Source organism: Streptomyces sp. cg36 (genome assembly GCF_041080675.1).
GTDB lineage: Bacteria > Actinomycetota > Actinomycetes > Streptomycetales > Streptomycetaceae > Streptomyces.
Genome location: NZ_CP163520.1, coordinates 7116624 through 7132069 on the forward strand (window position 1 = coordinate 7116624; position 15446 = coordinate 7132069).

The following is a 15446-nucleotide window of genomic DNA, read 5'->3' on the forward strand; positions in this document are numbered from 1 at the left end:
GGCGCGGCCCGCCCCCTTGCGGCGGGCGGGCCGCACGCCGGTCAGCGGTGCTCGCGCACCCGTACCACCCGCAGCGCGGGCGAGGACAGGATGTCCCGCTCGCAGAACCGCGAGGTGACCCAGCGCCCCTGCGAGTACAGCTTCGTCTGGTCGCTGTGGTGCGGCGAACGGGGGTTGTCCGACTGGGAGTACGTGAGCAGGGTGCGGGCCACCGGGCAGTGCCCGCCGTCCCAGCCGACCGCCTGGATGTGGCTGGACCCGGTGGACACCTCGGTGTAGCCGGCGGCCGGGTCCCAGATCCCCTCCACCTTGTTCCAGACGCCCAGCGCCTCCGTGCCGCCCGCCAGCGGCAGGCGCCTGCCGTCGCGCACCACGAACTGGCCCTGGCCCAGCGGCGCGTCCAGCGCGAGGCCGGCCGCGCGCAGCTCGCCGACCGCGTCGGCCAGGGCCCGCGCCACCAGGGGCGACGCGGTGTTGAGACCGCTCGGGGTGCGCACCGGGTCGGCGGCCGAGAACGGCACCTTCCACAGGTCGGCCGGGGACGCGGTGGCGGTCAGCCGCCGCCAGTACCGGTCGAAGAGGAGCGCGCCCCGGCTGCCGGTGTTCACCGTACGGTCCCAGCGGGCCAGCACCGGGCAGGCGCCGGAGACGTCGACGGCCGTCCCCGCGCTGTTGACCGCCGTGCCGCCCGGCAGGGCCGCGCACGCCGCGGCGGTGTCCGCCGCGGCCAGCGAACCGGCGGGCGCCCGGTCGGTGAACTCCTGCCGCTGGAGGTCGGCGACCTTGAGGCCGCCCCTGGCCGCGAGCGCCGAGACGTCCTCGACCGCGCCGCGCGTGCGCAGGGAGCGGGCGGTGGCCACGGTGCCGAAGATCCGCTCGTATCCGGTCAGCGGATGGTCGGCGTTGGCGAGCCAGGCGCTGTCGTTGGAGTTCTCCGCGTACGCCGCGTCCTTGAGGACCGGCATCCTGGCGGGGCCGAAGATGCCCGGCTGCACGGCGTCCGGGTCCGAGCCGAGGGCGCAGTCGCCGCGCGAGCCGTCCAGGACCGCGACGCCGGAGGCCGGGTAGACCGCCTTGCCCAGCGGAGTCGAGCAGCGCGCGGCCAGCTCGTCGGTGATGCGCGGGAGGACCTGGGACTGGGTGAACAGGGAGTGCCCGGCCGCGTCGGCGGCCACCGTGTTCACCCAGGGCAGGCCCTGGGTCCGGCGCAGGGCGCTGAGCACGTCGGCGGTGCCACGCGCCCGGGAGAAGCCCAGGGAGGTGTCCGCGGCGCGCAGGTTGAGCGCGTTGGGGTCGTTGAGCGCGAACGCGGTGGTCCTGCTCCAGGGCAGCGGCAGCGAGGGCCCGAGCCCCGAGACCACCGGTCCGTACCGCGTCCACCACTGGGTGCGCGTCACCGGCGCACCGCCCTTGACCGGCACGGTCACCGTGCGGCGCGTCATGTGCTCCGCCCGGCCGTCCACCAGGTACGCGGTCGGGTCGGCCGGATCCAGTGCCAGCTGGTGCAGATTGAGGGTGACGCCGGTGGCCACGGTGTGGCTCCAGGCCACCTTGTCGTTGAAGCCGATGCTCATGGTGGGCGTGCCGAGCAGCGCCGCGCCCGAGACGTTCAGTTCGCCGGGGATGGTCTGCTGCATCTGCCAGAAGCGCCGGCCGCCGTGCCAGGGGTAGTGCGGATTGCCCAGCAGCAGCCCGCGCCCGTCGGCGGTGGCCGCGCCGCTGAACGCGACCGCGTTGGAGCCCATGTCCGCCTGGTCGGCGGCGAAGAGCCGCTCGGCGGCCCGCGCGGCGGCGGCCGGGTCCGGGGCGGTGGGCGCCGGGGCGGACGTGGGCGGCTGGGCCGAGGTGATGCCGTCGGCGCCGCGGCCCTGCCCGCCGAGCACGGACATCGCGAACGCGCGCGCGGCCACGTCCGTGACGGTGACCGGGCGCACCCAGGGTGCGCCCTGGCAGGTGGGGTCGGTGATCCGGTTCTGCTTCAGCCAGGCGTTGTAGCCCGCGGTCCAGCCGCGCATCAGCTCCTTGGCCCGGCCACTGGGTCCGGCCGGCGCCGGGGTGGCGAGCAGCTTCTCCACCGTGCCGGTGTCCCGGACCCCCTTGAAGTACAGGTCGCTGGAGAGGTTCTTGGCGGCCGAGGAGAGGGAGCCGTCCGGGGCCGCGTCCGGGCCGAACCAGCGTGACCGCTCCCCGCGCAGGGTCACGAATCCGTCGGCCAGCGTGCAGACCTCGTCGGCCGCCTGGGCGTAGCCGGTGCCGAAGCCGAGGTCGGCGTAGTCCTTGGCGAGGATGTGGGGAATGCCGTACTCGGTGTAGCGGATGGTGGCCGACAGACCGCCGCCCGAAGGGTGGTGGTCCCGGCCGCGGTCCTGGGCCGAGGCCACCGGCGACAGTGAGGCCGACGCGGTGAGCAGGGCTATCGAGGCGAGGGCGAGCCGTCTGGCGCGGCCCGCGCGGGTACGGAGAGCCAATGTTCCTCCCGACTGCGTTGCTGACAGGGGTGGTTGCTCATGGCACACGTGGTGCCGCAGGCAACTCATTCAGCCGTGACACACCCCTGTCAACAGGGCGGCCCGCGCGGGCGGTACGCATGCGCGGCCCGCACGGGAGGAGGCCGTCCCGTGGCCCGCGCGGGCGTTGCCCAACAACCGTGGCGCGGGCGGGAGTTCAGGACCCGCTGGCGCTGCCCCACAGACCCGCGATCCGCTTTCAGCCCCCCGTGCCGCCCCCGCGCAGATCCACGATCCGCTTGAACTTGCCCACCGAGCGCTCGATCGTCTCCGGATCGACCACCTCCACCCCCACCGAGACGCCGATGCCGTCCTTGACCGCCGCCGCGATCGCCCGCGCCGCCGCCTCGCGCTGCTCGGACCCGGCGCCGGTGCGCGCCTCCACCCGGACCGTCAGCGCGTCCAGCCTGCCCTCCTTGGTGAGGCGGAGCTGGAAGTGCGGTGCGACGCCGGGCGTGCGCAGCACGATCTCCTCGATCTGGGTGGGGAAGAGATTGACCCCGCGCAGGATCACCAGGTCGTCGCTGCGGCCGGTGACCTTCTCCATCCGGCGGAAGACCCGCGCGGTGCCCGGCAGCAGCCGGGTCAGATCGCGGGTGCGGTAGCGGACGACCGGCATGGCCTCCTTGGTCAGCGAGGTGAAGACGAGCTCGCCGCGCTCGCCCTCGGGCAGCACCTCACCGGTGAGCGGGTCGACGATCTCCGGGTAGAAGTGGTCCTCCCAGATGTGCAGGCCGTCCTTGGTCTCCACGCACTCCTGGGCCACCCCGGGGCCCATCACCTCCGACAGCCCGTAGATGTCCACCGCGTCGATGGCGAAGCGCTCCTCGATCTCGCGGCGCATCTCCTCCGTCCACGGCTCGGCGCCGAACACCCCGACCCGCAGCGAGGTCGTCCGGGGGTCGATGCCCTGCCGCTCGAACTCGTCGAGCAGGGTCAGCATGTACGACGGGGTCACCATGATGATGTCGGGGCGGAAGTCCTGGATCAGCTGGACCTGACGGGCCGTCATGCCGCCGGAGGCGGGGATCACCGTGCAGCCGAGTCGCTCCGCCCCGTAGTGCGCGCCCAGTCCGCCGGTGAACAGCCCGTATCCGTACGCCACATGGACCTTGTCGCCCGGTCTGCCGCCCGCCGCGCGGATCGAGCGCGCCACCACGTCCGCCCAGGTGTCCAGGTCGCGCTCGGTGTATCCCACCACGGTCGGGCGGCCGGTGGTGCCGCTGGAGGCGTGGACGCGGCGGACCGCGGACTGGGGGACGGCGAACATCCCGAACGGGTAGTGGTCGCGCAGATCCGCCTTGGTGGTGAACGGGAAGCGGGCGAGGTCCGCGAGCGAGCGGCAGTCCTGCGGCCGTATCCCCGCCTTGTCGAACGCCTCGCGGTAGAACCCCACGTTCTCGTACGCGTGGCGCAGCGAGCCCCGCAGGCGGTCCAGCTGGAGCGCCGCCAGCTCCGCACGGTCCAGCCGCTCCGCCGCGTCCAGCAAGGGCTCCATGGGCCGCTCCCGTCCTCACTCCGTCCGGCCTCCGACAGGCGAAATCGGACGACCGATCATTCGGTAGATCCGCCTGGGATCAGTAATCCAGCCATCCGGCCACACCGTCAAGGGCTGTGGACAACGCGTTGCCCGCCCCGGGCGGAGCCGCGGAGGTGCGGGTGCGGAGGTGCGGGAGCGGAGGTCACCCGGCGGGGGAGTCGCCCGCCGCCGCGACCGCCCGCGCCCAGCGGTAGTCCGCCTTGCCGCTGGGCGAGCGCTGGATGCCGGCGGCGATCACCAGGCGGCGCGGCACCTTGTAACCGGCCAGGCTGGTGCGGCAGTGGGCCTGGAGGTCGGCCAGGGAGAGCGGCCCGGCGCCCTCCCGCAGCTGCACCACCGCCGCCACCTGGGCGCCCCAGGTGGTGTCCGGCACGCCCGCCACCAGCGCGTCGTACACGTCCGGATGGGACTTCAGCGCCTGCTCGACCTCCTCCGGATACACCTTCTCGCCGCCGGTGTTGATGCACTGCGACCCCCGGCCCAGGACGGTGACGATGCCGTCGTCGTCGACGGTGGCCATGTCCCCGAGCAGCACCCAGCGCTCCTCGCCCCGCTGGAAGAACGTCTCGGCGGTCTTCGCGGGATCGTTGTAGTAGCCGAGCGGCACATGGCCGCGCTGGGCGATCCGGCCGGGCTCGCCCGGCTTCACCGGCTCGTGGGTGGCCGGGTCGACCACCGCCGTACGGGAGTTGACGCGCAGTCGGAAGCCGTTGGCCGGGCCGGAGTCGTCGGTGGCGGTGCCGTTGAAGCCGGACTCGGACGAGCCGAAGTTGTTGAGCAGCAGCGCGTTCGGCACCAGCGCGCTGAACTGGGCCCGGACCGTCTCCGACATGATCGCGCCGGACGAGGAGACGCTGAACAGGGAGGAGCAGTCGGTGCCCCTCAGCGGGCCGTTGAGCGCGTCGATGAGCGGGCGCAGCATCGCGTCCCCCACCAGCGACATGCTGGTGACCCGCTCCTTCTCCACCGTGCGCAGGACCTCCTCGGGGACGAACTTGCGGTGGATGACGATGCGCTGGCCGAAGTTGAAGCCGATGAACGCGGTGAGCGTGGAAGTGCCGTGCATCAAGGGGGGCGTGGGGAAGAACGTGATGCCCGAGCCGCCCGCCGCGACCCGCTCGGCCAGCTCCTGCGGCCGGGACACCGGCTCGCCGGTCGGCGCACCGCCGCCCAGGCCCGAGAAGAACAGGTCCTCCTGGCGCCACATCACGCCCTTGGGCATCCCGGTGGTGCCGCCGGTGTAGATGATGAAGAGGTCGTCGGGGGAGCGGGGGCCGAAGCCGCGCGCGCCGGAGGAGGCCGCCTCGGCCTCGGCGAACGGCACGGCGTCGAGCTCCGGCGCGTCCTCGGGCGGGGCGCCGACCCGGACGAGGTGGCGCAGCTTCCCGGTGTGCGGCAGGGCCCCGGCCACCCGCCCGGTGAACTCCGCGTCGAAGACCAGCGCCGCGAGGTCGGCGTCCCGGTAGAGGTAGACCAGTTCGTCTTCCACATAGCGGTAGTTGACGTTGACCGGGACGATCCGGGCCTTGAGGCACCCGAGCACGGTCTGGAGGTACTCCACGCCGTTGTACAGGTGCAGCCCGAGGTGCTCGCCGGGGCGGACGCCGCTGTCGAGGAGGTGGTGGGCGATCCGGTTGGCGGCCGAGTCCAGCTGCCGGTAGGTGAGCCGCCGCTCGGCGCCCGTACCGGGGTGGTCGAGATGGACGAGTGCCTCGCGGTCGGGGACCACGTCGACGACCGACTCGAACAGGTCGGCAAGGTTGTACTCCACCGCTCCTCCTGACCCAGGCGCCATCGATGTGGCCGTCATCAGAGCAGAGCGGGCCGCAAGTGGGAAGGGCGCCGGTTCAATGAATCTGACTGACTGTCAGAAAACTCTTGTACTGGGCCCCCGGCTCCTGCAACCTGTTCCAGTCCGGCGACGGAAAGGCAGGCCCCATGGGCGGCACCGAACACCTCGACCTCCGGCGCGAAGGCGCCACACTCGTCCTCACCCTGAACCGGCCGCAGGCCAGGAACGCGCTCTCGCTGTCCATGCTGGTCGGCCTCCACGACGGCTGGCTGGAGGCGGACGCCGACGACACCGTCCGCTCGATCGTCCTGACCGGCGCGGGCGGCGCGTTCTGCGCGGGCATGGACCTCAAGGCCCTGGCGGGCGGCGGCATGGCGGGCGAGGAGCACCGGGACCGGCTCAAGGCCGACCCGGACCTGCACTGGAAGGCGATGCTCCGCCACCACCGCCCCCGCAAACCCGTGATCGCGGCCGTCGAGGGCGTCTGTGTGGCGGGCGGCACCGAGATCCTCCAGGGGACCGATATCCGCGTCGCGGGCGAGAGCGCCACCTTCGGCCTCTTCGAGGTGCGGCGCGGACTCTTCCCCATCGGCGGCTCCACCGTCCGCCTCCAGCGCCAGATCCCGCGCACCCACGCCCTGGAGATGCTGCTCACCGGACGGCCCTACACCGCCGCCGAGGCGCACTCCATCGGGCTGATCGGGCACGTCGTGCCCGACGGCACCGCCCTGGAGCGGGCCCTGGCGGTCGCCGAGCAGATCAACGCCTGCGGCCCGCTCGCCGTCGAGGCGGTCAAGGCGTCGGTGTACGAGACGGCGGAGCTGACCGAGACCGACGGCCTCGCCGCCGAACTCGCGCGCGGCTGGCCGGTGTTCGACACCGCCGACGCCAAGGAAGGCGCCCGCGCCTTCGCCGAGAAGCGCCCGCCCGTCTACCGGCGCGCCTGACAAGGAGCCCCGATGCCCGAGATCCTCAGCGCCCCCCTGGTGGTCGAATTCCCCTTCACCCGCTCCCTCGGCCCCGTGCAGAGCGCCTTCCTGACCGGCCTGCGCGAACGGACCGTCCTGGGAGTGCGGACCACCGACGGCCGGACCCTGGTGCCGCCCGTCGAATACGACCCGGTCACCGCCGACGAACTGCGCGACCTCGTCCAAGTCGACCCGACCGGCACCGTCACCACCTGGGCCTGGAACCCCTCGCCCCGCCGGGGCCAGCCCCTCGACCGCCCCTTCGCCTGGGTCCTGGTGCGGCTCGACGGCGCCGACACCGCCCTGCTGCACGCCCTGGACGCACCGGACCCGGAGGCCGTGCGCACCGGGATGCGGGTCCGGGTGCGCTGGGCCGCCGAACGGACCGGCGCCATCACCGACATCGCCTGCTTCGAGCCGTACGAGGGCGGGCCCGGCGAGCGGACCGGCGCCCCGCACGGGGGCGTGTTCACCGATCCGGTCACCTCGATCCTCGCCCCGGCCCGCCTCGACTACACCTACGGCCCCGGCCGCGCCCAGACCCGCTACCTCGAAGCCCTGGCCGAGCGCAGGACCGTCGGCGAGCGCTGCCCCTCGTGCCGCAAGGTCTACGTCCCGCCGCGCGGCGCCTGCCCCACCTGCGGGGTCGCCACCGACGAACGGGTGGAGGTGGGCCCGGCCGGCACGGTCACCACCTTCTGCATCGTCAACATCAAGGCCAAGAACCTGGACATCGAAGTGCCCTACGTCTACGCGCACATCGCCCTGGACGGCGCCGACCTGGCCCTGCACGGCCGGATCGGCGGCATCCCGTACGACCAGGTGCGGATGGGTCTGCGGGTCGAACCGGTGTGGAGCGAGGACGGCCGCCACCCCGACCACTACCGGCCCACGGGCGAGCCCGACGCCGACTACGACACGTACAAGGAGCTGATCTGATGGATCCGGCCAGGGACGTCGCCGTCGTCGCCTTCGCGCAGACCGACCACCGGCGCCGCACGGACGAACTCTCCGAGGTCGAACTGCTGATGCCGGTCCTGCACGAGGTCCTGGACCGGACCGGGCTGCGGACCGGTGACATCGGCTTCACCTGCTCGGGCTCCTCGGACTATCTCGCCGGCCGCGCCTTCTCGTTCACCATGGCGCTCGACGGGGTGGGCGCCTGGCCGCCGATCGCCGAGTCGCACGTGGAGACGGACGGCGCCTGGGCGCTCTACGAGGCGTGGGTGAAGCTGCTCACCGGCGAGGCGGACACCGCGCTCGTCTACTCCTACGGCAAGTCCTCGCCCGGCGACCTGCGTTCCGTACTGACCCGGCAGCTCGACCCGTACTACGTGGCGCCCCTGTGGCCCGACTCGGTGGCGCTGGCCGCCCTCCAGGCGCGGGCGCTGATCGACGCGGGCGACACCGACGAGCCGGAGCTGGCGCGCATCGCGGCCCGCAGCCGCGAGTCCGCCCGCGCCAACCCGCACGCCCAGCTGCCCGGCGCCCGGGACCCGGGCGAGTACGTGGTGGGCCCGCTGCGCACCGGCGACTGCCCGCCGGTCGGGGACGGGGCCGCCGCCGTCGTCCTGGCCGCCGGGGACACGGCCCGGCGGCTGTGCGCGCGGCCCGCCTGGATCCGGGGCATCGACCACCGCGTGGAGCCGCACGGCCTGGGCGTGCGCGACCTCACCGACTCGCCCTCCACCCGGCTCGCGGCCGAGCGGGCGGGAGCCTTCGAACGCCCCGTGGACACGGCCGAGTTGCACGCGCCCTTCAGCTCGCAGGAGGTCGTCCTGCGCAAGGCCCTGAAGCTCGGGGAGGCGGTGCGCGTCAACCCGTCCGGGGGCGCGCTGGCCGCCAACCCCATGATGGCCGCCGGGCTGATCCGCATCGGCGAGGCGGCTGCCCGCATCCACCGGGGCGAGTCCGACCGGGCGCTGGCCCACGCCACCTCCGGGCCGTGCCTCCAGCAGAACCTCGTCGCCGTCCTGGAGGGGGAGCCGTCATGAGCGCGGCCGTCAACAAGGAGCCGGTGGCCGTCGTCGGCGTCGGCCAGACCAAGCACGTGGCCGCCCGCCACGACGTCTCCATCGCGGGGCTGGTCCGCGAGGCCGCCCAACGCGCGCTGGCGGACGCCGAGTTGGGCTGGGCCGACATCGACGCGGTGGTCATCGGCAAGGCGCCCGACTTCTTCGAGGGCGTGATGATGCCGGAGCTCTATCTGGCGGACGCGCTCGGCGCGGTCGGCAAACCGCTGCTGCGGGTGCACACGGCGGGCTCGGTCGGCGGCTCCACCGCACTGGTCGCGGCGAACCTGGTGGCCGCCCGGGTCCACCGCACCGTACTGACGCTGGCCTTCGAGAAGCAGTCCGAGTCCAACGCCATGTGGGGCCTGTCCCTGCCGATCCCCTTCCAGCAGCCGCTGCTCGCGGGCGCCGGAGGGTTCTTCGCGCCGCACGTGCGCGCGTACATCCGGCGCACCGGGGCGCCCGCCGGGGTCGGCTCGCTGGTCGCCTACAAGGACCGGCGCAACGCGCTGAAGAACCCGTACGCGCATCTGCACGAGAAGGACATCACCCTGGAGAAGGTGCGGTCCTCGCCGATGCTCTGGGACCCCATCCGCTACTCGGAGACCTGCCCGTCCTCGGACGGGGCGTGCGCGATGGTCCTCACCGACCGTACGGGCGCGGCCCGTTCCCCGCATCCGCCCGCCTGGGTGCGGGGCGGGGCGATGCGCAGCGAGCCCACCCTCTTCGCCGGCAAGGACTTCGTCTCGCCCCGGGCCGGGAAGGACTGCGCCGCCGACGTCTACCGCCAGGCCGGCATCACCGACCCGCGCCGCGAGATCGACGCGGTGGAGATGTACGTGCCGTTCTCCTGGTACGAGCCGATGTGGCTGGAGAACCTGGGGTTCGCGGCCGAGGGCGAGGGCTGGAAGCTCACCGAGTCGGGGGTCACCGAGCTGGACGGCGATCTCCCGGTGAACCCCTCGGGCGGGGTCCTGTCCACCAACCCCATCGGCGCCTCCGGCATGATCCGCTTCGCCGAGGCCGCGCTGCAGGTGCGGGGCCGGGCCGGTGAGCACCAGGTCGACGGGGCGCGCACGGCACTGGGGCACGCCTACGGCGGCGGGGCGCAGTTCTTCGCGATGTGGCTGGTCGGCGCCCGGCCGCCGAGCCGGTAGCCGGGGCGGGGCCCCGGTTCCCCGTACCCGGGTGGGTGGGGCCGCGGGCGGGCCGGGGTACTCCTTCCGTGGCCTGTCCGGGACCGGACGCGATCGCTAGTCTGGCCCCGGACGACAGGGAAACGGGAGGAGCAGGGACGTGAGCGAGAGCACCACCCAGCAGACCCTCGTGGGTTGGGACAAGCCGGAGCTCGATCTCAGCAACGCGGACTGGAGGTCGAGCAGCCAGGGGACGGGAGACGTGCAGATCGCGTTCGTGGAGGGGTTCATCGCCATGCGCAACGGCGGACGCCCCGGAAGTCCGTCGCTGATCTTCAACCCGGCCGAGTGGCGCGCCTTCGTGCTCAACGCGCGCGACGGCGAGTTCGACCTCACCTGAGCCCGGCGTCCCGCACCCCGGCGGTACGGCCGCCGGGGGCGGGGCCGTGCCGCGTACCGGACGGCGGCGCTGCGGGCCGGAGCTGCCCCCGGTCGGAGCGGTACGGGACCGGGCGGGCCGAGCCGCGGCTAACGCCTACCGGCGTGGTTACCATTAGCGCATGGCCGACCACCGCCTCGTACTCGACCTCGCGCTCACCCTCCGCCACGACGGCCGGGGCGGAGTCGCCGACGACCTCGGCTCGCCCGAGGCGCTCACGGCATGGGTGCGCGAGCGTACGGACCTGCCCCCGGCCGTGGCCGGCTTCACCGCCGACGCCGCCGCGCTGCGCACCGTCCGCGAGCTGCGCGCGGCCGTGCGCGCCCTGTTCGCGCGCGCCGTGCGCCCGGACCCGCCGAGCCCGGCCGACGCCCAGCGGCTGCTCCCGTTCGCCGACGCGCTGGCCCAGGTCAACTCGGCGGCGGCGGCCGTCCCCTGCGTACCGGGCCTGGAGTGGTCCGAGGGCGACCAGCCGCGAGCGGTCGACCGGGCGGAGTCGGCCGATGCCGTCACGGCCCTGTGCGCCGCCCTCGCCCGCGCCGCCGTCGCCTTCCTCGCCGGGCCCGACCGCGCCCGGCTGCGGGCCTGCCACGCACCCCGCTGCGTGCGCTACTTCCTCAAGGAGCACCCGCGCCAGGAGTGGTGCGGGCCCTCCTGCGGCAACCGCGCCCGGGTCGCCCGCCACCAGCGGCGCCACCGCGCCCCCGCCTGAGCCACCCCCGCCCGGCGCCGGGGCGCGCGGGCAGGGGTTCACCGACGGGCCCCCGGGGCGGGCGCTCAGGCTTCCAGGGCCCGGGGCTCGTCGAAGAGGTGCGCCCAGGGCCGCTGCCCGCGCGTCACCGCCTGCACCCCGGTCTCGTTGTACCGCGCCGTCGTGCGCGACCACGCCAGGTTGCCGCTCATCAGTGCCCGCATCCCCGCCACGTAGTCGTCGACCCGGGCGCGCAGCTGGTCCGAGACGCCCGCGCCCGCGAGCGCGTCGGAGAGCTCGGCCGCCAGCGCCTGGAAGCGCTCCACCCGGGAGTTGGCCATCCGGGCCACCTCCCGGGCCGCCCGGGCCACCGACATCCCGGACCCCTTGTGCAGGATGATCACGCTGTTGTTGACGTCCCCGGCGGCCAGCTCCTTGTCGGCCGAGACGATGTCGTTCACGAAGATCACCACATCGGCGGTGATCCAGCGCATTTCGGCCAACGGGCTGCCGCTGTGCAACTCGTGGGGCAGTGTGTACCGCCCGCACCGCTCGACCAGGTCGAGACAGGGCTGTACGCCTATGGAGTCGCGGCGCCCGCGCAGGAACCCGGGCAGCGAGGGCAGACCGGTGCGGGTGCGGTTCACCGCCTCCCAGTGATAGGCCGTCAGATAGTCCCGCCAGTGGTCGCGGAAGCGCTCGCGCCAGAGCATCGGGGTGCCCTCGCCGAGCCGCTGCCACAGCTCGGCGAGGGTGCCCGCCAGATGGTTGGTGGGGTCGCCGGGGGCCGGACCCCGGTCGCTCATGGTGCGGAGCATGATGTCGATCTGCCGGGCCACCGCGTCGGGCTGCCGGCCGATCGGACCGTCGAACTGGTCGTCGAAGACGAAGAACCAGGCGTTGAGGTCGGTGGCGAGGGCCAGGTCGGCGTCGCTGGCGTCCGGATAGAAGTACGCCATCAGCCGTTCGAGGCCCATCGCGTCGTACTCCTCCGTCGCGCGCTTGCCCGCCAGCATCCCGAACCGGTGAAGCCAGTCCAGCGTGTGCTGACGCGCCAGATCGTGGCGCGGATGGCAGCGGGCGGGGAACGGGATGTCGACGAGGCCGGTGCGCGCCTCGGACAGCGGTGTGTCGGCTGGGAACGACATCGCTCCGCCTCCTCTGTGCCGAAGGGTGAGCAGCCATGGGCGGAGCTGCTGTCCGGAGAGCTCATAGTGCGCCGGTGGCCCGAACGGCACAAGCCGCGTGAACGCCGGTACTTCGCGCCCCCTGAAAATCGGGTCAACAACGAGCAGATCCCGGTCAGTTAGTCAAGCCGACTTTGCAAGACGGTCACATCGGTGTCACGGTGCGTGTCCGAAAGCGTAGGCTCGGCCCTACTGTCAAAAGGGGACGGTTGTGGCGGACACGAAAGGCCGGCGGATCATTGGTCCGCATCGGAGGCTGTTCGAGCGGGAGAGCGAACTCTCGCTCCTCGAAGGCATGTTGGACGACCTGTGCGGTACGGGACCGGATCCGGACAGCGCCTCGCGCATCGGCGGACTGCTCGCGATCTCCGGCGCCGCCGGTCTGGGCAAGACCAGTCTGATCGCCGAGCTGCGCAGGATGGCGGCCGGGCGCGAGTGCACCATGCTGTACGCCCGGGGCGGCGAGCAGGAACAGGGCGTGGCCTTCCACGTCGTGCGCCAGCTGGTGCAGCCCGTGCTCGCCGCGGCGGGCGAACCGGAGCACCGCCGGATACTCGGGAGCTGGTACGACATCGTGGCGCCCGCGGTCGGCCTGGTGGCCGAACCGGGCGCCTCCCCGGACCCGCAGGGCGTCCGGGACGGCCTCGACTGGCTGGTGACGCGGGTCGCCGTCGAGCACCCGCCCGTGGTGCTCATCGTCGACGACGCGCACTGGGCGGACGACGAGTCGCTCACCTGGCTGAGCTCCTTCGCCCTGCGCTCGGGCGAGCTGCCGATCCTCATCGTGGTGGCCTACCGGCCCGAGGAACTGCCCGTACAGGCGACGGAGTTCCGCAGGCTCGCCGAGCGGCACGGCTCCCGGCCGCTGAGCCTCACCCCGCTCTCGCCGCACGGCGTCGGCAAACTGGTGCACCACGTGCTCCAGAGCGGCGCCGACGACATGTTCTCGCGCGAGTGCTGGGCGCTCACCGGCGGCAACCCGTTCGAGGCCGTCGAGCTGATGGCCAAGATCCGCGAGCGGAACATCAAACCGCACTACGCCAACGCGGGAGAGCTGCGCGAGCTCGCCTCCTCGGCGCGCGGCAGCGGACTCATCGAACGCATGGAGCGGCTCGGCCCCTCGGCGGTCCGGCTCGCCTGGGCCGTCGCCGTCCTCGGCACGGCCGTCGAGCCGCACATGGCGAGCAGCGTCGCCGGACTCGGCGTCGAGGAGGCGGTGGACGCCGTGCAGAAGCTGCGCGACGCCCGTATCCTCGCGGCCCGCTCCGACGACGACCCGGACCGGCTCGACTTCTTCCACCCGCTGGTCGGCACCTCCGTCTACCGCGCCATCCCGCCCGCGATGCGGGTGGCGATGCACGGCCAGGCCGCCGTGTCGGTCACCGAGGCGGGCCTGGGCCCCACGGTCGCCGCCCGGCACCTGCTGGAGATGCATCCCGACAACGACCGCTGGGCCGTCCGCCAGCTGCGGGCCGCCGCCCGTGAGTGCATGCGCGCCGGCGCGCCCGAGGCGGCCCGCCGCTGTCTGGCCCGCGCGCTGCGGGAACCGCCCGCCCTGGAGGACCGGGCCGAGGTGCTCTTCGAACTCGGCTGCTCGGCGCTGCTCAGCGAGCCCGCCACCACGGTCAACCACTTGCAGGCCGCGCTGGAGGAGCCGGAGCTCGCGCCCGCCCTGCGCGAGTCCATCACCTACCGGCTCGCCCAGGCGCTGGCGCACGCCGACCGGATGAAGGACGCCGCCGACACCGTCGCCGCCGAGGCCCGCAACTCCTCGAACCCCCGGACCCGGCTGCGGATGCAGGCGGAGACGTTCATGTGGAACGCGTTCCGCGCCGACGAGGAGGACTCGGCCGCCCGCTCCCGGCGCCTGGCCCGCCTCGCCGACCACCTCACCACCCGGGGCATGGCCGAGCGCTACATCCTGGGGCTGCGCGCCTGGGACGCCATGGTCCGCGGCGAGCCCGCCGCCACGGCGGTGAGCTACGCGGAGGAGGCGCTCGGCGAAGGACTGTCCTGGACCGACGACGACTGGGGCTTCGAGGTCCCGGTCCTGGTCGCGCTCACCTTCATGTACTGCGACCAGCCCGGCCGCGCCGACGAGCTCTTCAGCAAGGGCATCGCGGAGTGCGAGAGCCGGGGCTGGCGCGGCGCCCACCTCTCGTTCGGGCTCACCCTGCTCGGCTACATCCGGTTCCGCCGGGGCCGTCTCGCCGAGGCCGAGGACCTGGTCCACGGCGGGCTGCGGATCGCCGACCGGGTGGGCCAGCGCATCCCCGCCCAGTGGTTCGCGCTCGGCATCCTGATCGAGATCCTGCTGGCCCGGGGCCGCGTCGACGAGGCGCAGGACCTCTCCGACCGGTACAACTACGGCCAGGTCGTCCCCAACGCCGTGGTCTACCCCGACTCCGAGACGGTCTACAGCGGACTGCTGCTCGCCCGGGGCCTGCGCGGCGACGCCGAGGCACGGCTGCGCGCGGTCGGCCGCCGCCTCGACCGGCGGGGCATGCGCAACCCGGCGTGGTGCCCCTGGCGCCCGCTGCTCGCCGAGGCGCTGGCCCAGTCGGACCCCGCCGAGGCCGTCAAGGTGGCCGACGAGGGCGTGGAGCTGGCCCGCAGGTTCGGCACGGCCGGCGCCATCGGCCGGGCCCTGCACGCCGCGGCGAGGGTCACCACCGGCGCCCACAGCCTCAAGCTGCTCGCGGAGGCCGTGCAGTATCTGGAGCGCTCGCCCTCGGCGTACGAGCTGGCCTGCGCCCTGGTCGACCACGGCACGGCGCTCAGCCGCGCCGGGCTGCCCCAGGACGCCTGCGAGCTGCTCGTGCGGGGCATGGAGAGCGCCGTGGTGTGCGGCGCCGACGCGCTCGCCGCCCGGGCCAGGGACGAGCTGGCCGCGTCCGGGCTGCGCCCGCTGCGGCTGCGCGCGGTGGGCACGGACTCGCTGACCGCCCAGGAGAAGACGGTGGCGGACCGGGCGGCCCGGGGCTGGGACAACGCCCGGATCGCCGAGGAGCTCGGCGTGCGCGAGCGGAACGTGGAACTGCTGCTCTCCGGCGTCTTCCGCAAGATCGGCACGGATCTGGCGGGCCTGCCGGAGCTGCTGCGGCACGCCGAGAACCGGCCGTTCCCGGGCCCGACGCCCCGCTGAGCCGACAGACGTGGGCCGGGGCCCGTCGA

At 73.7% G+C, this 15446-nt stretch carries 11 protein-coding genes; 7 read left to right on the forward strand and 4 right to left on the reverse strand.

Features of this window, described 5'->3' with window-relative positions:
• Window positions 1–41: 41 nt before the first annotated feature.
• The 3 genes from AB5J87_RS31730 to AB5J87_RS31740 form a co-directional block, all read right to left on the reverse strand.
• Window positions 42–2468: a penicillin acylase family protein gene (locus tag AB5J87_RS31730; protein ID WP_369381690.1), complete on the reverse strand. Its 2427-nt coding sequence runs from the start codon at window positions 2466–2468 to the stop codon at window positions 42–44.
• A 238-nt stretch (window positions 2469–2706) separates the two neighbouring features.
• Window positions 2707–4005, reverse strand: a complete 1299-nt coding sequence (paaK, locus tag AB5J87_RS31735) for a phenylacetate--CoA ligase PaaK (protein ID WP_369381692.1) — start codon at window positions 4003–4005, stop codon at window positions 2707–2709.
• A gap of 184 nt (window positions 4006–4189) precedes the next feature.
• A complete protein-coding gene (locus tag AB5J87_RS31740) occupies window positions 4190–5818 on the reverse strand; it encodes an acyl-CoA synthetase (protein WP_369381693.1) in 1629 nt (542 codons plus the stop codon).
• Between the two features lie 167 nt (window positions 5819–5985).
• Between AB5J87_RS31740 and AB5J87_RS31745 the strand changes: the two genes are divergently transcribed.
• The 6 genes from AB5J87_RS31745 to AB5J87_RS31770 all read left to right on the forward strand — a co-directional run bounded on the left by AB5J87_RS31745 (window position 5986) and on the right by AB5J87_RS31770 (window position 11106).
• A complete protein-coding gene (locus AB5J87_RS31745) occupies window positions 5986–6786 on the forward strand; it encodes a crotonase/enoyl-CoA hydratase family protein (RefSeq protein WP_369381695.1) in 801 nt (266 codons plus the stop codon).
• Window positions 6787–6798: 12 nt separating this feature from the next.
• Entirely contained in the window at window positions 6799–7746 is a 948-nt protein-coding gene (locus AB5J87_RS31750; RefSeq protein WP_369381697.1) for a Zn-ribbon domain-containing OB-fold protein, read from the forward strand.
• A complete protein-coding gene (locus AB5J87_RS31755) occupies window positions 7746–8801 on the forward strand; it encodes a thiolase domain-containing protein (RefSeq protein WP_369381700.1) in 1056 nt (351 codons plus the stop codon). Before AB5J87_RS31750 ends, AB5J87_RS31755 begins: the two co-directional genes overlap by 1 nt.
• Window positions 8798–9976 (forward strand): thiolase domain-containing protein, encoded by a 1179-nt coding sequence (locus AB5J87_RS31760; protein WP_369381702.1) that lies wholly within the window; start codon window positions 8798–8800, stop codon window positions 9974–9976. The genes AB5J87_RS31755 and AB5J87_RS31760 overlap by 4 nt, the downstream gene beginning before the upstream one ends.
• Window positions 9977–10115: 139 nt before the next feature.
• Complete coding sequence (locus AB5J87_RS31765; RefSeq protein ID WP_369381704.1) at window positions 10116–10355, forward strand: DUF397 domain-containing protein; 240 nt, start codon at window positions 10116–10118, stop codon at window positions 10353–10355.
• Between the two features lie 160 nt (window positions 10356–10515).
• The gene (locus AB5J87_RS31770) at window positions 10516–11106 is read left to right on the forward strand and encodes an ABATE domain-containing protein (RefSeq protein ID WP_369381707.1); all 591 of its coding nucleotides are present in this window, start codon (window positions 10516–10518) and stop codon (window positions 11104–11106) included.
• Window positions 11107–11171: 65 nt separating this feature from the next.
• On the opposite strand, the gene AB5J87_RS31775 is transcribed toward AB5J87_RS31770, so the two are convergent.
• On the reverse strand, window positions 11172–12233 hold the full coding sequence (locus tag AB5J87_RS31775; protein ID WP_369381709.1) for an isoafricanol synthase: 1062 nt from the start codon (window positions 12231–12233) through the stop codon (window positions 11172–11174).
• A 250-nt stretch (window positions 12234–12483) separates the two neighbouring features.
• Here AB5J87_RS31775 and AB5J87_RS31780 point away from each other — a divergent pair, with 250 nt between their 5' ends.
• Window positions 12484–15417, forward strand: coding sequence for an AAA family ATPase (locus tag AB5J87_RS31780; RefSeq protein ID WP_369381711.1), 2934 nt, complete (start codon window positions 12484–12486; stop codon window positions 15415–15417).
• Window positions 15418–15446 lie beyond the last annotated feature (29 nt).